The 20,690-nt window shown below is 60.8% G+C and carries 19 protein-coding genes; 7 read left to right on the forward strand and 12 right to left on the reverse strand.

Features of this window, described 5'->3' with window-relative positions; genetic code table 11:
- Positions 1-175: 175 nt before the first annotated feature.
- The 3 genes from ilvN (at position 176) to H1B37_RS12655 (ending at position 2,849) form a co-directional block, all read left to right on the forward strand.
- Entirely contained in the window at positions 176-712 is a 537-nt protein-coding gene (gene ilvN, locus H1B37_RS12645; RefSeq protein ID WP_182867028.1) for an acetolactate synthase small subunit, read from the forward strand.
- A 185-nt stretch (positions 713-897) separates the two neighbouring features.
- Complete coding sequence (gene ilvC / locus H1B37_RS12650) at positions 898-1,905, forward strand: ketol-acid reductoisomerase (protein WP_182867029.1); 1,008 nt, start codon at positions 898-900, stop codon at positions 1,903-1,905.
- Between the two features lie 326 nt (positions 1,906-2,231).
- A complete protein-coding gene (locus H1B37_RS12655; protein ID WP_182867030.1) occupies positions 2,232-2,849 on the forward strand; it encodes a DUF4254 domain-containing protein in 618 nt (205 codons plus the stop codon).
- Between the two features lie 6 nt (positions 2,850-2,855).
- On the opposite strand, the gene H1B37_RS12660 is transcribed toward H1B37_RS12655, so the two are convergent.
- Both H1B37_RS12660 and H1B37_RS12665 read right to left on the reverse strand, forming a co-directional pair.
- Positions 2,856-3,863 carry a DUF502 domain-containing protein gene (locus H1B37_RS12660; RefSeq protein ID WP_353620827.1) on the reverse strand — a complete coding sequence of 336 codons (1,008 nt, stop codon included), beginning with the start codon at positions 3,861-3,863 and terminating at the stop codon, positions 2,856-2,858.
- Positions 3,864-4,189: 326 nt separating this feature from the next.
- On the reverse strand, positions 4,190-5,200 hold the full coding sequence (locus H1B37_RS12665; protein WP_182867032.1) for a ComFC family protein: 1,011 nt from the start codon (positions 5,198-5,200) through the stop codon (positions 4,190-4,192).
- A 1,098-nt stretch (positions 5,201-6,298) separates the two neighbouring features.
- Between H1B37_RS12665 and H1B37_RS12670 the strand changes: the two genes are divergently transcribed.
- Positions 6,299-6,883, forward strand: coding sequence for an RNA polymerase sigma factor (locus H1B37_RS12670; RefSeq protein WP_182867033.1), 585 nt, complete (start codon positions 6,299-6,301; stop codon positions 6,881-6,883).
- A 140-nt stretch (positions 6,884-7,023) separates the two neighbouring features.
- Here H1B37_RS12670 and H1B37_RS12675 read toward each other — a convergent pair whose 3' ends face one another.
- On the reverse strand, positions 7,024-7,761 hold the full coding sequence (locus tag H1B37_RS12675; RefSeq protein WP_182867034.1) for a UvrB/UvrC motif-containing protein: 738 nt from the start codon (positions 7,759-7,761) through the stop codon (positions 7,024-7,026).
- 401 nt (positions 7,762-8,162) lie between these two features.
- On the opposite strand from H1B37_RS12675, the gene H1B37_RS12680 reads away from it, so the two are divergent.
- The gene (locus H1B37_RS12680) at positions 8,163-8,396 is read left to right on the forward strand and encodes a carbon storage regulator (protein ID WP_147866680.1); all 234 of its coding nucleotides are present in this window, start codon (positions 8,163-8,165) and stop codon (positions 8,394-8,396) included.
- Between the two features lie 140 nt (positions 8,397-8,536).
- On the opposite strand, the gene surE is transcribed toward H1B37_RS12680, so the two are convergent.
- The 5 genes from surE to H1B37_RS12705 all read right to left on the reverse strand — a co-directional run bounded on the left by surE (position 8,537) and on the right by H1B37_RS12705 (position 13,166).
- Positions 8,537-9,286: a 5'/3'-nucleotidase SurE gene (gene surE / locus H1B37_RS12685; protein ID WP_182867035.1), complete on the reverse strand. Its 750-nt coding sequence runs from the start codon at positions 9,284-9,286 to the stop codon at positions 8,537-8,539.
- The gene (gene ispG, locus H1B37_RS12690) at positions 9,280-10,416 is read right to left on the reverse strand and encodes a (E)-4-hydroxy-3-methylbut-2-enyl-diphosphate synthase (RefSeq protein ID WP_182867036.1); all 1,137 of its coding nucleotides are present in this window, start codon (positions 10,414-10,416) and stop codon (positions 9,280-9,282) included. Before ispG ends, surE begins: the two co-directional genes overlap by 7 nt.
- A gap of 170 nt (positions 10,417-10,586) precedes the next feature.
- Positions 10,587-11,111 carry a hypothetical protein gene (locus H1B37_RS12695; protein WP_182867037.1) on the reverse strand — a complete coding sequence of 175 codons (525 nt, stop codon included), beginning with the start codon at positions 11,109-11,111 and terminating at the stop codon, positions 10,587-10,589.
- Positions 11,108-11,665 (reverse strand): RNA polymerase sigma factor, encoded by a 558-nt coding sequence (locus H1B37_RS12700; RefSeq protein WP_182867038.1) that lies wholly within the window; start codon positions 11,663-11,665, stop codon positions 11,108-11,110. The genes H1B37_RS12695 and H1B37_RS12700 overlap by 4 nt, the downstream gene beginning before the upstream one ends.
- Positions 11,666-12,053: 388 nt before the next feature.
- On the reverse strand, positions 12,054-13,166 hold the full coding sequence (locus tag H1B37_RS12705; RefSeq protein WP_182867039.1) for a glycosyltransferase: 1,113 nt from the start codon (positions 13,164-13,166) through the stop codon (positions 12,054-12,056).
- Between the two features lie 216 nt (positions 13,167-13,382).
- Between H1B37_RS12705 and H1B37_RS12710 the strand changes: the two genes are divergently transcribed.
- Together H1B37_RS12710 and H1B37_RS12715 are read left to right on the forward strand one after the other, a co-directional pair.
- Positions 13,383-13,601 carry a hypothetical protein gene (locus H1B37_RS12710; RefSeq protein ID WP_182867040.1) on the forward strand — a complete coding sequence of 73 codons (219 nt, stop codon included), beginning with the start codon at positions 13,383-13,385 and terminating at the stop codon, positions 13,599-13,601.
- 467 nt (positions 13,602-14,068) lie between these two features.
- Positions 14,069-14,758, forward strand: a complete 690-nt coding sequence (locus H1B37_RS12715; protein WP_182867041.1) for a class I SAM-dependent methyltransferase — start codon at positions 14,069-14,071, stop codon at positions 14,756-14,758.
- 165 nt (positions 14,759-14,923) lie between these two features.
- Here the strand turns inward: H1B37_RS12715 and H1B37_RS12720 are convergent, their stop codons facing one another.
- Genes H1B37_RS12720 through H1B37_RS12735 form a run of 4 tightly spaced genes read right to left on the reverse strand, consistent with a single transcriptional unit; the run spans position 14,924 to position 20,594 of the window.
- Positions 14,924-15,664, reverse strand: coding sequence for a tetratricopeptide repeat protein (locus tag H1B37_RS12720; protein WP_182867042.1), 741 nt, complete (start codon positions 15,662-15,664; stop codon positions 14,924-14,926).
- A 52-nt stretch (positions 15,665-15,716) separates the two neighbouring features.
- The gene (locus tag H1B37_RS12725) at positions 15,717-16,283 is read right to left on the reverse strand and encodes a hypothetical protein (RefSeq protein ID WP_182867043.1); all 567 of its coding nucleotides are present in this window, start codon (positions 16,281-16,283) and stop codon (positions 15,717-15,719) included.
- Between the two features lie 55 nt (positions 16,284-16,338).
- Positions 16,339-18,330: a DUF116 domain-containing protein gene (locus tag H1B37_RS12730; protein ID WP_182867044.1), complete on the reverse strand. Its 1,992-nt coding sequence runs from the start codon at positions 18,328-18,330 to the stop codon at positions 16,339-16,341.
- Positions 18,327-20,594, reverse strand: coding sequence for a prenyltransferase/squalene oxidase repeat-containing protein (locus H1B37_RS12735; RefSeq protein ID WP_286177693.1), 2,268 nt, complete (start codon positions 20,592-20,594; stop codon positions 18,327-18,329). Before H1B37_RS12735 ends, H1B37_RS12730 begins: the two co-directional genes overlap by 4 nt.
- Positions 20,595-20,690 lie beyond the last annotated feature (96 nt).

Consider the following 20,690-nt stretch of genomic DNA (forward strand, 5'->3'; position numbering starts at 1 on the left):
AGTCTTTCGGGGCATTTTTCGTTTCCCGATCCCGTCGCCGTGCTCGAAATCCGGTCAGAACCGGGCTTTTCGGCCAGTTATCGGCGCTGCCCTTGCTGGCCGGTGCTCGCAAAATTATCCTACCGGGCTCAAATTTCAGGACTTTCTTTCTCCAAACACGGTCAAAACCGGTCAGATGCCCAGCCCCACTCAGCGACACGTTCTCTCCGCTCTGGTCCAGAACGTTCCCGGGGTACTCGCCCACATTTCTGGGATGCTTGCCTCGCGTGGCTTCAACATCGACTCGCTCGCAGTCGGTGAAACCGAAAACAAAACGCTCTCTCGCATGACTTTCGTCGTCGTCGGTGACGACCGAGTGCTAGAGCAGGTACGCAAGCAGCTGGAGAAGATTGTCACGGTCGTACGCGTCATCGACGTCAGCAGCCGAGATTTCGTCGAACGCGATTTATTGCTGTTGAAGGTCCAGGCACCTTCGGGCCCCAAGCGGGCGGAGATTCGTGAGTTGGTCGATATCTTTCGCGGCCGCATCGTCGATGTCGGTCCGGAAGAATTGATGATCGAAATCAGCGGTCGCGAGAACAAGGTCCAGGCGTTCATCGAACGCGTTCGGCCCTACGGGATCACCGAATTGGTCCGTACCGGTCGAGTCGCGATGGTCCGCAGCGATTCGGAGATCGCGATCGCCGACGAAACGACCCAGGCGACCGCCTAGCGATGACCGGCAGGCCGACCGCCTGATCCACCCGCCGTGACCGCTGCGTCGCCGCGGGCCGTCAACATCGGCGGAATGAACAACACACCGTCTCGCCGCTGCGGCGAGAAACAGGGCCAGCGAAATCTCCCTGGACCATCTCCCTAGAAACCACCCTTCCAAACACGATCGAGACCATTTCTCTCATGGCAGCCACAATCTACTACGACAACGACGCCGATCTTTCGCACCTCAAAGGCAAGACGGTCGCGATCCTCGGCTACGGATCCCAAGGCCACGCCCAAGCACAAAACCTGCGCGACAGCGGCGTCAATGTGATCATCGGTCAACGCCCCGGTTCGGCCAACTATGACCTGGCCGTCGCTCACGGCTTTGAGCCCAAGTCGATCGCCGAGGCGACCAAAGAAGCCGACGTGATCAACATCCTGTTGCCCGATGAAGTCCAGGCCGACGTCTATCGCGAATCCATCCAGCCGAACCTGTCCAAAGGCAACGTGCTGATGTGCTCGCACGGGTTCAACATCCACTTCGGTCAGATCGCGCCCCCGGAAGGGATCGACACGCTGTTGGTCGCCCCCAAGGGCCCGGGACACCTGGTCCGCAGCGAGTACGAAAAGGGCGGCGGCGTGCCGGCCTTGATCGCACTCGGCGAAGGTGCCTCCGAGACCACCAAGCAAATCGGTTTGGCCTATGCCAAGGGCATCGGCGGAACCCGCGGCGGCGTCATCGAAACCTCGTTCATGGAAGAAACCGAAACCGACCTGTTCGGCGAACAAGTGGTGCTGTGCGGCGGCGTCAGCGAGCTGGTCAAGGCAGGGTTTGAAACGCTGGTCGAAGCCGGCTACCAGCCCGAAATGGCCTACTTCGAGTGCATGCACGAGCTGAAGCTGATCGTCGACCTGTTGTACCAGGGCGGATTGAGCTACATGCGTTACAGCATCAGCAACACGGCCGAATACGGCGATTACGTCACCGGCCCCCGCATCATCACCGACGAAACCAAGGCCGAGATGAAGCGGGTCTTGGAAGAGATCCAAAACGGCACCTTCGCCCGAAACTGGATCCTGGAAAACCGCGGTGGAGCGGCGTTCTTCAAAGCCACTCGCCGTCGCGAACGCGACCACGGCGTGGAGCAGATCGGTCGCGGACTGCGAAAAATGATGTCCTGGATCGACGAAAAAGAAGTCTCCTGATCCAAACGATTTGATCGAACGGGTAAGCGGTGGCCGTCGGAGGGGCGTGCGACGTCCTTTCTAGGTCGTCGCGCCGAGCCCCACGGGCGTCGGTCCGGAAGGGCCATCGTACCCTGAGAAAAAAGATCGCCCTAAGCTGGTCGGTCCTGTGGCCGACGTTTGTCGCTGCCAAGCAGCGACAGGGGAATCGCCGAAAGGTTAGAACACCAGCGTTTGCCGAATCTCTTCGTCGGATTGCTCTCGCCACCGCTTGCGAGAATCCGCACAATGGGGCGCAACCTGTTGTTCCCTCGCTCGCCCCGGCTTCTTTCCGGTACCCCCGCACCATGTCAGCATCCACCATCGCGGCAACCCAATTGCCACCGGTTTCAGAAATCACGCAGCTGCAAATCGACACCGTGGTCGATTGGCACCAGGGGCCGATCGAAAACGGCTACGACGGGTTCAAGCAACTGGTGTGCAAGCAGCACGAATACAACTATCGGCTCTGGCACCAGGAGGACATCGCCCGCAGCCCGACCGCCGACGACGTCAAGATCGCCGAGGTGAAGCGGGCGATCGACCAACTGAATCAGCAACGCAACGACATGATCGAGAAGCTGGACGACGCGATCACCGAGCTGCTGGAAAAGCGGCACGTCCGGCCGGCCGACGGCGCGCCGATCAACACCGAAACCGCGGGCAGTGCGATCGATCGTCTGTCGATCATGTCACTGCGGTTGTACCACTACCGCGAGCAACTCGAACGCGACGATGCCGATGCGGCGCACCGCGCGATGGTTGCCCAGCGCATCGATCTGTGTGAACAGCAACACGCCGATCTGTCCAATTCGCTGCAGGAATTGCTGGCCGATCTGTTGGCGGGAAAGAAGCGACACAAGACGTATCGCCAGATGAAAATGTACAACGATCCGTCGCTGAACCCCGAGATCTACAAGTCGTAGGGCGGGTCAGACGGTCGAGTGGTCGCCGGAGGGTTCGGTCTGGGGGCCGCCGGGCAAGATGACCGCGCCGTCACGAAGCTTTCCCGCCGGTCGCGGTTTTCGATCTGTCGTCCCGTTGACGCGTTGGTTCGGTGGGATGACCACGCCGCAACTGACGACGAACTGGATCGCTTCGTCGACGGTCATGTCGATGTCGATGGTGTCGCTGCGGCGGACCGTGACCGTGAACCCGGTCATCGGCATCGGGCTGGTCGGCATCAGCACGCTCATCATCTCATCGCCGGTCGCGTCGCGCAGCTGGCGGACGCTGTTGCCGGTGACGAATCCCAGCGACCAAATTCCCTTGCTGGGGTACTGAACCGCGACGACGTTGTTGAATTCGATCTCCCGTTCACTGAACGCGAAATCGGTCACCTGCTTCACGCCGCCATACACCTTGTTGACGAAGGGGATCCGCAGGATGGCCGAATCGAACCCGCGAAAGAACCAGCGGCCCAGCCGAAAGGTGAACAACCGTCCCATGAAATAAAGCACGGTCAGGAACACGATCAGAAACACCGGGACGACGTACTGGCGCTGCATCCAGCTGAGTTGGATGTAGCGGTGCCAGTAGGCGTTGGCCGAAACCAACGGTTTGGCATCAGCGGTAAACTGGTCGGCGTTCTCGTGGACGGTGTCGACGATCTCTTCGGGCAGATAGCGGCGTCCGGTCGGGTCCGGCACATACTTGCTGTAGCCCAAAAACGTGTACGTGCTGAACCCGCCGTCGGGCTCCGTCACGGCGCCGTCGGGGATCTCGGTCAGGGTGCCGTCAAAGTATTCTGCGCCCAGGACCAGCCCCTCTTGGACGACCCATTCGGTCGGCCGCAGGACATACGTTTCGATCGTTTTCCAGGCCCAGATCAGCACCAGAATCGTCAGCAACGGTGGCAGCACCACCCCCAGCCCGCGAACCAAAATGTTTCGCACGCTGACCGATCGTGAGGCGTGGTCGATTTCGTCGTGTTCGTTCACAGCGAGTGCGTTTGAATTTGGTGCGTTTGAATCAGGCAAATCGAAATCAGTGCGTTGGTGGTGAGAAGCAACTGTACGCTACGGTGGCAAGTCGTGATCGGTTTTCTCGGCGGCGCCGGCCACTCGCCCCCGCGGATAACCCTCAAAGTACGCACATTCGACATCTTCGCAAGAATCATCGCATCGAAAAACCAGACTTCCAGCCCGTCTCGGCGTCGCCGATCGGTCGGATCGGTCACAAACCCCGCCTACAATCCCTTCTCTGCGATTCGGCCAAAGGTCAGGATTCTTTCCGATGAAATTGCCGAAAACACGACACTCGGTCGTCACGAGCAGGCGCGTGCAACGACGGCGACGGTCACACGGCGCGCCCCGGCCTGTTTAAGCACCTTGGCATTTTCCGCCGCCGTGGCACCGGTGGTCATCACATCGTCAATCAGCAGAACGTGCCGTCCGGCGATCCGGTGGCGGCCGCCTGGCCAAAGCGGGCGGGAGACACAAAAAGCGCCCTCCACGTTCCGGCTCCGCTCCTTTTCCCCCAGCCAGGCCTGTTTCTTGGTCTTCCGGGTCGTGGCCAGCAGGTTCCCGTGCCGCAGCCGGGGCCATTCCCGGCGCAGGGCCCTGGCGACCGTCCGGGCCAGCACGCGGCTGCCACCGGCGCCTCGCTGGATGCGACGCCACAGGTGCGAAGGGACCGCGGTCACCAAGTCCGGGACGTCCAGCGATTGGGGGTCGTTTGGCCGGGGTTCGCTTGGCAGGTCGCCGGTCGGGATGTCCTGGCGGCTGCGCCCGAGGCCGCCGATCACATCGACGATGCATTCGGCCAGCCGCCGCCCCAACGCGTCGGCCAGTGACACCTGGCTGCCGTATTTTGCCGCGACGACCGCGTTTCGCACCAGTCCGTCGTAGCTCCACAGGGCGATACAACCGTCAAACGCATACGACTCGCGCCGGCAACGCTGGCAGCGGTCGGAGCCGGTGGCCTGGTCAGAACACGCCGCGGCGGCCTCTTCGGAAGCCGCAGTGACGGGCATCGCAGTGACGGGCATCGCAGTGAATTGGCCGGCCCCGGGGTGCCCACAGCGTCGGCAAGCCGACCGCATCCGCTGCTCACTCGATTGGAGCTGGACCTGGCATTCGCCGCAAAAGTCTTGGCCGGGGGCGACGCAGGCGTCACACAGCCGGCAGGTCGACGGCAGCAACAATTCAAGGGCGTGGCGGCCGAGCGGGCCGCCGATCTGTGCTCCCAGCCGCCAGGCATGCTGCCAGGGGAGCCGACGCAACTGCCGCGATTCGGGCGAGCGGGCCGCTGTCGGCGTTGAACTGTCTGCACGCATGGGGGCCAAAACAAAAATTGATTTATTTTCGCGCGAACCTTTCTTTTTCGGTTCACTCTGTACGATCAACTACCACAGGCACGTGAGATTTCACTGGCTTTTGGAGTCGACGTGCGTTACCGTTAACGCAGGTCCGCAGACCCCGCCATCAAGCGGCATGTTACCGCATCCGCAGCATCGCGTCTTTTCGGGCGTGATTGTCGGCAGGTCCGCTCATTCATTTTTTTCGTCTTTGCTCCACGCCGCACCACTCAACGGTGCCGGGAGGTTTGAAATGCGTTTTGAACAAATCATCGCAGTTGTCACACGTAGCCTGAACATTGCAGGCGTCCGTGAGATTTCCAGCGCCGATGCATTTGCACACGCATCAGACCTCCAGCTCTGTATGGCGTGTGTATCGCCCGGGAACGGGGTGTATTCGGGACCACAAACCATGCTGATGCAATGTCAGCCCGGTGGTGGCCATCCGAGTCCGCCGACGTCCCACGGTTGGCTGGCCACGGTCGCCAATACGGCCGGCGGTAAACGGAAACGTTTACCGCTCACCGTGCGGCTACTCGGACTGGCCAAACGTGGCTCAGCTGCTCTGCAACGCAGAGGCTGAGAGAGAGAAGGAAAGCTTGCCAGAGGCAGGTTTTTCATTCCCACCGCGATTGCCAAGCCGATGGTCCGTGCCGAAACCGGTGTCGCCGACGACACGGGTTTTTCAAACCGGACTCGATCGGTGATGTGTTTGACGAGTTGTACCTGAAATCGCCTGATTTCAAGTCATCCCTGCTGCTCGACCGGCCCGCTTTGCTGGCCTGAGCTGGGAATCAAGCCATCGCACCGATTTCGGAAACCAGACGTTTGTCAGCCGCGACAGATACATCCAAGCCGAGCGTGTGAACGACCGCCATCTGAGGCGGGACCGCTTCTCACGCTCCGCCTCGCCTCAACCTGACGATCAACCTGGTTTGATCAATCACCGTGAACGCGGAGCGCCACCAAACGAGCGCGACGTTGCGATCACGGCGATCAAGCCGACACCCGAAGACGCTGATTTTCCCCGTGCGGGCTCCACCGCCATCCCGGTCAGCTTTCGGAAGGAACCGAGCGATGAACACCACGACTGAAAACCCAATGGATCTGCGACAATTGAGCGTTGCCGAACTGGTCGTCCGCGCCCAAGGCGGTGACCGAGATGCGTTCGGCGAACTGTTCGACCGATACCGATCCGCAATCGTCGCCGGGGCGATGAGCCGGGTCCGCAACGCGGACGAGGCCGACGAACTGGCCCAAGACGTTTTCATCCAAGCGATGCAAAAGATCGACCAATTGCGAGTGCCCGAGGCGTTCGGCGGTTGGTTGCGACAGATCGTGCACCGCATGGCCATCAACCGCGTGACCCGCAATCGATCGGCCATCGCCTGCGATCCAGAAACCCTGGAAGCGACCTGCGTGACCGACGACGCACCGGATGAAGTGGCCGAGAGCCGCGAGCAAGCCGCTGCGGTTCGATCCAGCATCGATCGCCTGGGCGCGTTGGATCAAGAAACGTTGACCGCGTTCTACCTGAACGGTCAAACCCTGATCGAGATGAGCGACGCCTTCCAGGCACCGATCGGAACGATCAAGCGACGTTTGCACGTCGCGCGAAAGCGTTTGGCCAAGGAAATGGACTTGCTGGGCGCGGCCGTCTGAAACGCTCCACCCGTAGCGGAACTCGCCAAGAGTTTCGCTGCCGCGGGAAGCTTGGTCACGATCGCCAAGAAGGCATGGCGACGCGTGCGGATCAGGGGGCCGCCCCCTGGTTCGCACGCGTTTTTGTTTGCGCGTGTTTCTTATTCCAGCTCGCGCTGATTCAGTTCGTCGCGCAACTTGGCCGCCAGCTCGTATTGCTCCTGTTCGACTGCCGCGGTCAGTTTCTCGCGGAGCGTCTGGCCGACCTCGTACTCGCTGCGAAGCGTTTCTCGCAATTCGACCAAGCGGACGACCAATTCGTCCTCCTCGAAGTGCTCGTCGGCTTCGTGTTTTTCAAAGAATTGGCGGATCGTTTCCAGTCCGGCGTTGATCGCCATCACCGCCCCTTCACCGGACTCCTCTTCCTCCAACGCGCCCAGGGCGGCCGCCTGTGTGCGATGGAACAGCACAAAGGGGCGGTACTGTTCGTGCGATCGCGACCACTCCTCGTCCGGGCTGACCCGCTCGCTGACATCCATCAAACGCAGCGTGTGATCGGCGTCCATCACCGCGCGGTTGTAGTACTGCAGACGCAACCAACAGATCCGGCGGTGGTAGAACTGCATGAATTCGCGATCGACTTCCATGCATTGGTCTTCGTCCAGTTCTAAATCGGGTTCCTCCAGGACCGCCTCTTGCAGGTATTCCAAATACGTCGGATGGCCTTCGATCGGCGTACCATCGGGGCGCCCAGTCGTCTCCAGTTGCAGCACCCCCATGTCCACCCGCATCTGGATCACATCGCGTCCGTCGTTTCCTTTCACCATCCGGACGTTCAACGTGTGGGGATTGAATTCCCAGTCCTTCAGTAGGTCGTCTAGGTGCATCGTTCGTTTCATCGCTCTCTTCTATATCGGCAAGCCGCGCTCAATTCCTCAGCCGCGCCCGCCCCGCATCTGGAGTATAGCACCGGACCTGTCGCGGTCGAATGACCAGCCGTGTCAGACCCGGCGCTGATAACTCTACCAGCGTCAGGAAGACACGCCGACCAGGGCACCTGTCTCAATTCGCGACAAGCATTCCAGGATGAGTTATTAACGCACGACAGGCGGTTGCCAGCAAAGCCGCTTTTGCCTCTCGGCGATGTCGAAAAGTTTGACTTTTTTGGGCGGATTTACTCAAGTTCGCCGATGTTTGGACATGCTTTGCGTGTTCTGAGCTCGCAATTGGCACGCGGTTTGTACTTCCGTTCCGACGCAATGAACGTTTTTAGACTCCCCAAGATCAAGGAAGAAAGCTCATGTTGGTTCTCAGTCGCAAAGCCGGTGAAAAGTTGATGGTTGGTGATGACATCATTCTGACCGTCAATCGGATCTCGGGAAACCGAGTCGCCATCGGCATCGAAGCGCCGCGAAACGTCCGAATCGTACGAGGCGAATTGCAAAAAAGTCAGGTCGCTCCCTCGGGAAACGCCCCCAACACCGCGCCGATGGGCGAAGCAACCATTGCCGTTGCTAGCAAGGCAGAGGCGTGATCGGCGGGCTGTCGGTTCCCCGGTAGCGGAACTCGCCAAGGGTTTCGGTTCCCGGTGGATCACGACGAAAGTCTTGGCGACTTCCGCTATCGCCCCGATGTGAAAACACCGGGGCTCCGAGGGCATGCGCCCATTCTGAATCACGGCGACGGGTGCACACCGAGCTTGCTGATCGTGATGCGGCCGTCGAAACAGTGTTGCACGTCGCGGCCCGGTTCACGAGGCCGACCGTGAAAATCGAGTTCAAACCGGACGCGCCCCCCAGGTTCGATCCTTCCCGTTCGATCGATCGGGCAACGGTCGACGTCGCATTCGGTCCGCTCGGGGATCCGGACGGTGTCGGGCGACACGGCTGGCAGGTTGACGTTCCAGAGTGGCGGGGCGGGGTGGTCGTCGCGCCGGTCGACTGCCGCACACAAAAATTCCTCGATGGTCTGTTCCAACCAAATCGACGTGTGTTCCCAGGTGCGCGGGACGTCAGGCCGGCGATAGTGTGACGCCGCCAGCGCCGGGATCCCCAGCAGACAGGCCTCACGAGCGGCCGCAAATGTGCCGCTGATCATCAGGTTTACGCCCAGGTTGGCTCCGGCGTTGATCCCCGAAAACACAATGTCCGGCTGAAATTCCATCGCGTAGTGGGCGACCCGGATGCAGTCGACCGGCGTCCCGTCCACGCTGTACCAGTTTTCGCGAACCGTTTTGACCGTCAGCGGGTGTGACGTGACGATGCTGTGCCCGCATTCGCTGCGGCATCGATCCGGCGCGACGGCAATGATTTCGACGTCTTCGTGTGGCCGGTGCACCGCGATCGCGTGGCGGACACTTTCGTGCAGGGCGTGGATCCCCGGCGCGTCGATGCCGTCATCGTTGGTCAGCAGAATTTTCAGCATTTGGCTGCAATGATGGCGTCCAGCTCTTGTCGCAAGCGTGGCAAGATTTCGTCGTACCCGAACGCTCCCAACGCTTCGGTGCCACGCTTCAGATTCACCTTGGCGGGGCCACACCATAGCCCCAGGTCGGCATCATCGGTTTCCCCCGGGCCGTTCACGCGGCACCCCATCACCGCGATCGTGATGTCGTGATCTTTGGCGTACTCGGTCATTTCTTTGACGCTTTGGGCCAGATCGATGAACGCTTCGTTTTCCACCCGCGAACAACTCGGGCAACTGATGATGTTCAGCGATTGCTCGTTCAGTTTGACGACGGTGCGAACACGTCCGGCATAGATGTCGTCGACGATGTCACGTCCCGCCGCGATCTCTTCGGGTTTGCGGTCGTTGGGCAGCGTCAGCGAAACGCGAACGGTATCGCCGATGCCGTGACCGATCAGCTGTTCAAACGCGATCCGCGTCTTGATGATTCCCTCGGGCGGCATCCCGGCTTCGGTCACCCCCAGATGCAGCGGGATCTCGCTGCGTCGCTCGGCAAAGCGTCGGTTGCCTTCGATCACCTTTTGCGGATCGCTGTCTTTGAGTGAAACGACGTAGCGCTCGAATCCCAGCGAATCGACGAATTCACAGTGTTCCAGGGCGCTTTCAAGCATCGGCGTGATCGAATCGGCCGGGTCGTATTTAGCTTTCTTGTCCGGGTCGACGCTGCCGCAATTGACGCCGATCCGGATGGCGCAGTCGTGCTCTTGGGCTTGTCGAACGATGAACCGGACCTTGTCTTGCCAAGGTTTGTCACGCTGGTGGTGGTACAGGTGTCCGGGGTTGTAGCGGATCTTGTCGACAAACGGGGCGACATTTTCGGCCAACCGAAAGTTCTCTTGCAGGTCGACAGCCAGGTTGGCGGTGGTCTGTTTCCGGATCTCGGCCAGTGCGGCGGCGTCTTTTTCGCTGTCAACGGCGATTCGCACGACGCCTGCCCCGGCCTGACGATAGGCTTCTGCCTGGGCCACGGTGGCGTCGATGTCTTGGGTCTTGGTCGCCGTCATGCTTTGCACGGCAATCGGGTTGCCGTCGCCGACGACGATGTCGCCGATCGCGACCGGGCGAGTTTGATTTCGCTGGATAGCCATAGGAATTGGGTTGGGGGAAAGGGGCAGCGTGCGCATTCCACAGGCGTCCATTTCATTGGACGCACGCGAGAGTCCGACGCCACCGGGGGCTGTCTTGCCCCCATACGCAATCAGTGATTGGAAAGATCGCTTAATTGTACGCCCAGGGATACCGGGACGGGACCCGGCGTTCAATCTCCACCGGCGTTGCTTGCCGCATCGAGGTCTTTGGCACGTTCGAGGTCGATCGCCAGTCTCTGTCGCAGATCGTCCTGCCAGCGATACGCCCTGCGAACATGCATTGCAGCGACTGCAACAAAGAAGCCGCTTGCCAGTCCGAACGAAACGGCCGCAATGGGTTCACCACGCATCATGCAGACCAGGGGCGAGGCAATCGCGAAACCGACGCCACCGACCAAACCGGCCCAAGCGGTTGCGATGCGGTCCCACGATGTCGGGCAATTCTTCCGGAGCAAAATATTTCCAAGGATGATGATCCAAGTCAATCCGAGCGCCGACATCGCGGCGAAGGACGTGTGCAAATGCACGGGCAATGGACGCGGTTCGGTGATCCAAAGCGCCAAGACGATCCCCGTCATGACAATCGCACTTAACAATGCAAGTCGCTGAACCGATCGTCGCTGCGCCGACAATTCTCGTTGTACGATCGCGAAGATTTGGTCATCGGTTTGATTCGTTGCTGGGGGGCTATTCATTGATGAGTTTCGTTCTCGAGGTATTGGCGAAGTTGCCGGCGAGCCCGTTGTAAGCGAGACTTGATCGTGCCGACCGGTGTTTGACAAACGTCGGCGACCTCGGCCACCGTCAGATGTTCGAAGTAATGCAGGTTGATGACCAGTCGATCGTGCCGGTCGAGCGAACGCATCGCGATCATGATTTCGTCGGACTCAATCCAACGGTCCAGAGTCTCGTCTGACGCTGAAGGTTCTGTTGCGATGGAGTTTGGTTCCAGCGACGGCGACCGATATCGCTGACGCAACTGATCGTTGAGCGTGTTGCGGGCAATGCGATAGGCCCACGGTGCGAAACGATCGGGTTGTTCGAGACGGGTGATGGTGCGAACGAGACGCAGCCATGTGGATTGCAAGAGGTCGTCGGTTTTGTGGGAATCGTCTGACATCCGGCCTAAAAATCCGATCAGTCTCGGGTTCCAACGCTGCACCAATTCACGCCAAGCGTCCTGATCGCCAAGCTGGCATCGAATCACAAGATTCGCTTCGTTCGGTCGTTCTGGCGCTGGGTTGTTCATGGTTCTCCATTGCGTTCACCGGTACAGTCGCTGAAACGGTCGCCATGGATGACCAAACTTTTAGAAATCGCGAAAATTCAGACCGATCGATGGAAAACTTCTTGCGGAGAAACAAATCCAACTGTGCCCAACAGGATGGCGGGTCCCGCCCCCTGACATCAGACTCATTTCAAGCGAGGACGCTCACGTTGAAGCATGGATGAAACTGATCGGCAAGGCTCGCAAGCAGAGCCAAATGCCGGTATTGTCGGTCAGGCGTGACGGCGGCACGGACGTGTGTTGACGTCAATCGTCCGTCGTTGCATCGATTGGATTCAACCCCCGTCCCCTTTGCTCGGTCGGGGGTGCCCGCAAGGCGGTCACGGGGGAACAGTTGGGGACAACGGTTCTACACTTGCGATCGGTAGAGTGTTTCGTAGCGGTCGAGCATTTGGCGGTTGGAGAAGTTCTGCTCGAGGTGTTGTTGGTTGGCGTCGGCGATGGTTTGGCGAAGGTCGCTCGAGCGGAAGAATGCGTCGGCGAGCCGTGCCATGGCGGGACCGTCACCAGGGTCGAAGCCTTGAGCCTTGCAGCGCTGGCCGGATGCGTCGCCGAGCAGTTCGGCGCTGCCTTCGACACGGCTGCAAACGGTCACGCATCCGGCGGCCATCGCCTCCATCACGATGTTCGGCATGCCCTCGTAGTGGCTCGGGAGCAACAGCAGCGTGGCCGCGTTTAGAAACGGTGCGACGTCGTTTTGCCACGGCAGAATTTGGACTCGGTCGTGCCCGATCGCATCGGCCCATTGCATCAACGGCTCTCGCAGCGGGCCGTCTCCGATCATCAGCAGTCGCCGGTCGGGGTGGGCGGCGAACAGGGAGTCGTATTGTTGCTGAATCAACTCGATCCCTTTCTGGGGATGCAGCCGTCCGACAAAGATCGCGACTTGGCTGTCGCCGGGCCAGCCGATTTGTGACCAGTCGGTTGCGACCGCGTCTCGAAACGTCGCGATGTCGACTCCGTTGGGGATGACCGAACAGGATTGAGGGTTGGCCGACAGCTGCTTGATCGCAAACGCCCGGACTTGTTGGCTGACGCAGACGACGTGATTCATCCGCCGCAGCGCTCGAGCCTCCACGGACAATCGGATGCGTTTGGATTCTGCGACACGAAGCCCGCCGATGACGTGCGGGACGCCGGCGCGTTTGGCCGCGGAGGTTCCCAAGCAGTTGGCATGAAAGAGGAAGGTTTGGCACAGCTCTGCGGGGCAGTCGCGAAAGCGGCGTACTAGCCATCGTCGTGCCGCTAGCATTTGACTCCAGTGATCAAAGCCGCCGAATTCGAGTGGCACTGATTCAGCAGCCAGTCGATCGACCAATCGAGAACGCTCTGGCGTGGGTTGCGAGCCGATCGAGAGGACGCGCACGCGATGCCCGCGGCGATGCATCCCGAGGGCCAATTCGGTCAGCGTTTTCTCGGCACCGCCGACGTTCAACTCGGTGATCAAGAAGTCAATTTTCATGCGGTGCACTACGCTTTGAAATCGGGCTTGGTTTTTCCGTCACATTGGTTGTAAGTTCCCTCTAATCGTCTCAACCGTCCTGCCGTGCGGACCTTGATTGCCGGGAACGTCAAATCAAACCGAAGTGGGGCGGTGCAATAGGCGAGGTTGTTCAGTGTGCATCGCCATTCGCTACCGCTCGCCGAACCACGGCGGGCATTTTTCATAGGTTAAAAGATGATCACTCCATCTACCTGGTCGGTTCTGCCAAGCTTGACGATCGAGTCCGTTCATGGGCTGAAAGAAACCTTGGTCGTTGGCCCCGCTGGGATCTGGCAATCGCCGTCGTCTCGTGACGCGTCCAAAGGCCAATCGGGCTCGCCGGGCGATTCGACCGCCAAGCGTCCCGTGGCGGAGCGATCCGACCGCCGGGACGGACCGGCCCAAGAAAGCTGAGGCGGGCGTCACGCTCCTGTCGCCCCCAGAGGCATCAAGTTAGGACATGGAGCGATCAAGCAAGTAGTTCACCCTCCCTGCCAGGGAGGGTTTTGTGCTAGCTCAGCGTCTTTGCCTCTCCCTTCGCTCGACGTTGCGGTGGTTTGGTCAAGCCGATGATCTGTCGACCGGTCGCCGCAAGGATTCCCGAGCGAGCCGCGGCTGGTTTGTAACGGGAACGTAATAAATGCTCCGAATTGTCGCCGAGGCACTGCGTCGGGATCGGCCCTAAATCCTTGGCCTGCCATGCTTTGGGGTTCGCCAGGCGTGTCGGGGCCGATTTGACGGCGGGGCGAAATTTGCAATGCTGTCCGCTACAGACTAGCCGAAAACATCGGGTGGGGCGTCGCGCCGTAAACGCTCCCGGTGTCGCTATACTAGCCCACCAACCATCCCACCTGGCGTTCGCCGTCCGAGAGCAATTGTTGATGAGCACTGTCACGCCGCACCCGCAAGATTCCAAAGACAAGTCCGATCCGGAGCATAAACGGTCGCGAGTCCCCCACGCGGCGAAGCTGTATCACAACCTGGTGCCGGCCTACCAAGCGTTTTGGCCCGCCGTGGCCGGGAAGAATATTCGCTCCGCGGTCGGCGCGATGCCGTTGCCCGAAGGTGCCAAGGTTTTGGAGGTCGGCGTCGGCACGGGGCTGTCACTGGCAAGCTATCCTCGGCACATCCAATTGACCGGCATCGACTTGTCGGAATCGATGCTGGCCGAAGCGCAAACGCTGATCGACCGGAAGGGCTGGGGGCACATTTCGGTTCAGCCGATGAATGCCGAGGAGCTGATGTTCGCTGACAACCAGTTTGACGTCGTGACGTCCTTTCACACCGTCAGTGTCGTTTCCAATCCGGCCAAGATGATGCGAGAGATGGTTCGCGTCTGCCGACCGGGTGGGAAGATTTTAATCATCAACCACTTTCGCAGCGACAATCCCTTGATCGCCCGCGTGGTCGATTCGGCGGGCAATGTGACCAAGCGACTCGGTTGGCGGACCGATTTGGAGCTTGAGGAGGTGTTGCGTGAATTGCCGATTCGCATCGACCAACGCTACAAGCCCAATCCGTTTTCATTCTTCACGATCATGAAGGCGACCGCCAAACCGGATCAGGTGTAGCGCGAGGGTTGCGGTAAAAGTCTTGGCCGTGTTGAGCTATTCGGCGCGTTGGCATCCAAGTCGTTTTGCCAGCCCGACGCGTAAGCGAGGGGCGCCGTCTGACCCCTCGCTTACGCGTCGGGCTGGCATTGAAAGGTTCATCGTCACGCACGGCGTGGGCGACAGCTACGGCTTCAGGTGTGCGGCGTAAACCTTGGCGATGTCGCCCATGTAATTTGCCGGTGCGTGTTTGGCCGCGATGTCCAGGTGCTTTTTTGCGGTCGCGGTGTCTGCCAGGGCATCGGCGTAAAGGCCCCGATAGAAATGGCCGTAGAAATTGGCCGACCGCGCCGCAGCCGAACCGGGGGCGAATGAATTCATGCGTTGTTTGACCGGACCGCTGTCGCCCGAGCGAAGCATCTGCAAGACCTCCTCCATGGGGGCGCGGGAATCGTTGGGGGCGGGCAGCAGCAGTTGCTTTGCTTTCTCCGGAGATTCGGCTTTCGCAACACAGAGGAAATGCCAGGCCGCATTTTCGACATCGTTGGGATTCACCGTGCGGTGGACTTCGAACAGCTTGGCGCCGTCTTTGAATCGTCCGTCGAAGTAATAGGCGATGCCAAGTTGCCACAGGTAGGGGCGGTCGTTGGGGCGTTGGGTCAGGTACTGCTCGAACAGCTCGATCGCGCGTTTCGATTCGCCACAGCGAAGCAGCGTGTCCGCGGCGACGCGTTGAAATTCGTCCGTTGCCGGTGCCTCGGCGATCTTGCCGGCGGCTTCGGATGCCGTCTTGTAGTCTTGTTGGTCCAGGGCCCGGCGTGCTTCGATCGCCCACCGTTGGTTTTCTGCGATTGATTGGGCGGCGCAGGTGGTGGCGAGGAAGAGTGGCAGGCAGGCCAGGGCGAGCGATCGGAGGGGATTGGGCATGGGAAGCATGTGGTGAGAATTGACAGGCTGGAAGCCTATCCCACGGGGCGGGTCACTTGGCGACGACTTCCAGCAGTTCGATGGCGGGTTCGCCGTCGCAGTAGATCAGTGCGGTTCGCCCGTAAACGGTGTCTCCGGCTTCGGCGTGCAGCAGGCTGGCCAACGCCGGTCCGGCCTGGATTTCCCAGAGCTCACAGAGTTGGACTTCGCGCAGCACATTGTGTTCGATCAAAACACGTCCGAGCGGTGTCTGTCGCGATTCGATCTGTTTCCAGACTTCGGGGGCGAGGGCGGAGACATTCAATCGGACGATTCCGTACTGGACGACCTTGCCGCTGGTCTGGGTCTTCAGCGTGATCTCGCGGACGTACCAATCGCCGTGGTCATCGGCATGGCGGTGATGACGGTGCACGACGACGTCGACCTTGTCGCCATGATGTGACTCGACGGTCACGGTCATGTGCGAATGATGATTGAGCAATTCGTCGTAGGGCGAGGGCATCCGAAGTGTCGAACGGCACTGCCCCCACTGGGCGAACCCCGCCTCGGGATCATAGAACTCTGCCAACAGCGTTTCGATTTTTACGTCGGCGTCGTCTTTGGAAAGCCCAGCAACCATGAATCCGCTCGGGGGACGTTAGAAGAAAGAAGGGATGGCTTGTGCGTCGACCGACTCACACCGTGGCCGCGGCGATGCCCAGCGAGACGACCTTGGGGGTCTGGATCTCGGGGCGTTCGAGCACGGTGTCGACCAGGAAGTACAGCAGTCGCCGCAGCGAGTCGGGTTCGATTTTATCGGCGACCTGTTCGGCGCGTTGCTGATGTTTGTCGACCAGCCGGAATGCGGTGTCAAAGACGCCGGCTTTTTCGTACAGCCCACGGACGGCGCTCAGTCGTTCGGCGTCGCCGAGTGTGCAATCGGCACTGGCCAGACCGAGCAGTTCGTGTTGGTCGTGCTCATTGAGCGAATCGAGCGCCAACGCCCACAACAACGTCGGTCGCCCGCCGAAGATGTCGCCGCCGGCGGAGAGCTTGTTGTCATTGTCGCCGGCGAAATCACCCAGGTCGTTCAGGATCTGGAAGGCGACGCCCAGGTTTCGGCTGAAGGTGCGGATTGACTCGCGGTATTCGTTCGCCTTGCCGTCGGCATCGTCGCCACAGCCCAGGCGAACGCCGCTGAACAGAGCGGCCTCGAATGCCGGAGATGTCTTGAGCGCATAAATCTTTAACGCATCCAGCGGCGTCAACCGGCGATCGGTGCCGTCACGCCACAGCAGTTCGGCACCCTGGCCTTCACCGAGTCGCATGTGCGCGGCGGCCAAGCAATCCATCACATCGATTTGGGCGGCCGCACCGGTGCCGGCCATCGCACTGCGGTCGCTGATCAGGCGGTAGCCCATGCCGACCAGGAAGTCACCGACGTTGATGGCCGTCGGGATGCCAAAGACTTTGTGCAGCGAGGGTTGGCCGTAGCGAAAGGCATCGTCGTCTTCGATGTCGTCGTGGACCAAGCTGGCTTTGTGAAACGTCTCGATGCTGAGGGCGGCCCTGCGGACCGATTGGGGCAGCTCGGCGATTGCGCGGGCCGCGTTGCTGCCGGTGCAATCGCCGCCGGTCATCGCGTCGTAGGCTGCGAGCGTGATGAACGGTCGCGAATGTTTTCCGCCGCGAGCGAGGAAGTCGTACGCGATGTGTTCGGTGGCTTCGACCGCATCCATCGCGGCAACGCTCTGGGCAGAGAGGTCTCCAGTGCCGAACGCCGATTTGCCACGCAAACGCGGCGCGTTCGCTTCGAGCGTCTCGGGCAGGAACAGATCGCCCGCGGCGCGCATCAGGTGCACGTAGCTGCGGGTCTCCTGCTGGGCCGGCTTGTAGGGCGTGCGGATCATTTGGTCGACCCACGCTTCGTCGACTTTGGTGTTTCGGCAATCACTGCTCAGCAGCGGAACGGCCATGCAGGGGATCCCCGCCAACAAGACCTTGTCGATCGCCTTTTCCAGGACGTTCAAACAAGCCACGCCGATCACCGCATCGACGTACCCGCCGACGATGATCTTCATCACCACCGGTGAACCTTCGGCGACCAGCACGCGGTAGCCCATTTCTTCGGCCAGTCCGCGGAAGTCGGCGATGCTGCACGCCCCGCATTCTTTGCAGTTCATGCCGAACTCATCGTACTCCGCCGGGCACCCCTCGGCGTGTTTCAGGCAGTGAGGCAACAGGAACAAGCGGCGCTCCGGCGGAACCCCTTCCAGGGCGTGACGCCAGAACGAGGTGCTGATCATCACCATCACCCAGCCGACCAGCGATTCGGGCAAATCGGCTTCTTCCAGCGTTCGCCGGGCGACTTGCTCCAATTCGTCTTTGGTCATCGGGACGCTGCGGTCCAATCGATCGGCGACCTGTTCACAGCGGGCGCGCAGACTTTCGCGCAGCTCCAGTGTTTCGGGGACCTCCTTCAAGTGGCTCGTCTTGCGGCGTCGGCTGCGTGATCCTGCGCTGGCGTCTGAGGATGCGGAATCCGACGGCGATGGGGGGACGGTTTGGCTGGCAGTGGCATCGCTGGGGCTGTATCCGGTCGACAAACCGATTACCTCGGGGCGAGAAATGGTGCGGGAATCTAAGGTGGGTTCACTGTAGCCTGGGACCGGAGGACCGATCGTCATCGAGGCCAATTCGGGTCGTGATTCTCGGCCAACACGCGGAGCGTTTTTCCCAGCGCGGCGGCGGTGAAGATCAGCGGATACAAGCGTTCATGGTACCAGAGCTTGGCAAAATAGAATCCGATCGGCCATGCCACTTGATGTCGCCGATCCTCGACACTTTGCATCAAGAATTCGACCCCGCGTAGTATAGCCGCCACCAAGGCATCGTTCACAGCGGCGGAACTGTCTGCGGCAGAACATTCTGGTCGTTGCCTTGTTAACCCGTCTGCCAAGCGATCGGATCGCAGATTCGCGGTGACGTTTTCAGATTGCGGCCCGACGGCGGGGGGGGCGTCTCGGTGGCGGAGGATCACCGTCGCGAGCGCTTCGACGGCGAGCCCCGTTTCTTCCACGCTGCTTTGCAAACCAGCGGGGATTTTCGGGGCGATCGAGCCGACCTCGGAATCCGATTCGACCAGGGAGCGTATTTTTTCCGCGACCGATGGTCCCCCGCCCCAGCCGCCGTCGGCGTTTTGGTTCTGCAACAGGTAGTCGCATGCCGCCGCTTCTTGGCGGGGGGCGATCCCGCCCGCGATCAGGACTTTTGCCGTTCCGTAGATCGGGTTGGATTCGTCCTCGCGATCTTGGTTGCCGAACCAAAGCGGCATCCAGGACCCATCGGCCTGTTGTTGCCGTGACAAATATCGCAACGCTTTGCGGTTGGCCCGGTCAAAAACCGCTCGGCTCGGTCCCGGCCCCCGTGTGTCTTTCGGGCGAACAGGAATCGACCAAAGAGCCCGCAGTGCGTGGGCGGTCAGATCGGTGCTGCTGCGATCAAAGGGCAGTTTTCCCCAGCCGCGGCAGAACGTCGGCCAGCCGCCGTTTCGGTTTTGCAGCCGGATCAGCCAGCGGCTGCCGCGAATCATCGCGGCGTGCATTTGGGTCTGTCGATTTGCGTCCGCGTGTGGACGCATCAGTCCGAGAGCGAGGATGGCGGCCGGCGTGTCATCGCTGTCAGGGACCGCGCCGCTCAAGTCCGTCCAGCCCCAGCCCCCCGGCTCGGCACCGGTAAACGGATGTCGCGTCAGATGCTGGCAACCCAGGTGCCAGTCGGCCAACTGTTCGCTGTACCAATTACCGTCGTCCGCCGGGTCACAGGCCAACGCGTGAATGGATAACGACGTCGCCCAGGTCGCCAAATTGGTATCGATCGGCCAGCACCCGCCGTCAAGCATCGATTCGGTTAGAAAACGCAACCCGTTCCGCACGACGGGCAAGTCGCATCGTCCGGTGGCCGCCAGGCTCATCACCACAAACGCGGTCAACGGGGTCGCTTCGAGATAACCACCGCTGGCCGGTTGCATCCGTTCCAACACCGCGAGAGTTCGCCGGACGCACAGCGAGCGGATCAGCCGGACCGGGGCGATCGCGCGGCGACCGAGGAAATGACGTGCTTGGCCGATCGCCACCAGCGCGGGGATCGCATAGCTGACCACTGGCATCTGCAAAAAGCGATACATCGATTGCGGAAACACAGCCGCTTCAAACGGCAGCGCGGCGACCTGGTCCCAGGAGATCAGTCCGGCGATCGCCATGTTGTTCATGATCGGCACGACGAACGTTTTGTCCGTCCCGTAGCGTCGGCGGAGTCCGTCCAGTCGACCGGCTTGGTCCAAGTACCGGTTCAGTTGCTGCACGGCGGTCGGAGCGAGCGGTGATTCGCCGATGGTTTCGGCTAGCGTTGAGGCCGATAGGACCAGGTAGCTGGTCGCGATGTTGGAATGACTGCGGTCGGTGTCGCCGAATCCGCCGTCCGGATTTTGCTGGGTTTGCAGGTAGCCCATCCCCTGGCGGACCATCGCTCGCAGCGATTCGCCCCCGGGCGGATCACCGTTGATCAGGACAGCCGAAAACGCGCTGACGGCGGTGGCGGTGCTGAGCGCGCTGGCGGCCAACTGACCGGTCCAGTGCCCGGCGTCGTTACGGGCGGCCAGCAATTCGCTGCGAACACGATCCAGCGTTTGCCGGCATTTTTGTCGCACGGCGTCGCTGGCGGTCGGAGATGAAGGCAGCGTGGACAAAACGGATACGGCGAAATCGGGGCGGCGGGCTAAAGGGGCGATCGGCGAGTCGTCGGACGCATCCGTGACGGGCTCGCCGCGAAATTCAAGCGAATCGGAACACCATCGGGAGGCGATCATCGTGTCGGCGGCGGCAACGGATTGGCTCAGTTTACCGGAATGACCGGACCCCGGACGTGCCCCGCCACCCACCCCGCTGACCATTGATCGGTGATTTCGTAACTGGTACCTTCGGGCGTTCGCGGACAGGTGATTTCTATGCACCTGAAACCTACCCGACCAGTCTGACCCCACCGGCAG

The sequence above is a fragment of the Stieleria mannarensis genome, from assembly GCF_014154935.1.
GTDB lineage: Bacteria > Planctomycetota > Planctomycetia > Pirellulales > Pirellulaceae > Stieleria > Stieleria mannarensis.

Coding starts and splice junctions, on each gene's coding strand:
- ilvN (WP_182867028.1), top strand. CDS start 176: ATGCCCAGCCCCACTCAGCGACACGTTCTCTCCGCTCTGGTCCAGAAC.
- ilvC (WP_182867029.1), top strand. CDS start 898: ATGGCAGCCACAATCTACTACGACAACGACGCCGATCTTTCGCACCTC.
- H1B37_RS12655 (WP_182867030.1), top strand. CDS start 2,232: ATGTCAGCATCCACCATCGCGGCAACCCAATTGCCACCGGTTTCAGAA.
- H1B37_RS12665 (WP_182867032.1), bottom strand. CDS start 5,200: ATGCGTGCAGACAGTTCAACGCCGACAGCGGCCCGCTCGCCCGAATCG.
- H1B37_RS12670 (WP_182867033.1), top strand. CDS start 6,299: ATGAACACCACGACTGAAAACCCAATGGATCTGCGACAATTGAGCGTT.
- H1B37_RS12675 (WP_182867034.1), bottom strand. CDS start 7,761: ATGAAACGAACGATGCACCTAGACGACCTACTGAAGGACTGGGAATTC.
- H1B37_RS12680 (WP_147866680.1), top strand. CDS start 8,163: ATGTTGGTTCTCAGTCGCAAAGCCGGTGAAAAGTTGATGGTTGGTGAT.
- surE (WP_182867035.1), bottom strand. CDS start 9,286: ATGCTGAAAATTCTGCTGACCAACGATGACGGCATCGACGCGCCGGGG.
- ispG (WP_182867036.1), bottom strand. CDS start 10,416: ATGGCTATCCAGCGAAATCAAACTCGCCCGGTCGCGATCGGCGACATC.
- H1B37_RS12695 (WP_182867037.1), bottom strand. CDS start 11,111: ATGAATAGCCCCCCAGCAACGAATCAAACCGATGACCAAATCTTCGCG.
- H1B37_RS12700 (WP_182867038.1), bottom strand. CDS start 11,665: ATGAACAACCCAGCGCCAGAACGACCGAACGAAGCGAATCTTGTGATT.
- H1B37_RS12705 (WP_182867039.1), bottom strand. CDS start 13,166: ATGAAAATTGACTTCTTGATCACCGAGTTGAACGTCGGCGGTGCCGAG.
- H1B37_RS12710 (WP_182867040.1), top strand. CDS start 13,383: ATGATCACTCCATCTACCTGGTCGGTTCTGCCAAGCTTGACGATCGAG.
- H1B37_RS12715 (WP_182867041.1), top strand. CDS start 14,069: ATGAGCACTGTCACGCCGCACCCGCAAGATTCCAAAGACAAGTCCGAT.
- H1B37_RS12720 (WP_182867042.1), bottom strand. CDS start 15,664: ATGCCCAATCCCCTCCGATCGCTCGCCCTGGCCTGCCTGCCACTCTTC.
- H1B37_RS12725 (WP_182867043.1), bottom strand. CDS start 16,283: ATGGTTGCTGGGCTTTCCAAAGACGACGCCGACGTAAAAATCGAAACG.
- H1B37_RS12730 (WP_182867044.1), bottom strand. CDS start 18,330: ATGACGATCGGTCCTCCGGTCCCAGGCTACAGTGAACCCACCTTAGAT.
- H1B37_RS12735 (WP_286177693.1), bottom strand. CDS start 20,594: ATGGTCAGCGGGGTGGGTGGCGGGGCACGTCCGGGGTCCGGTCATTCC.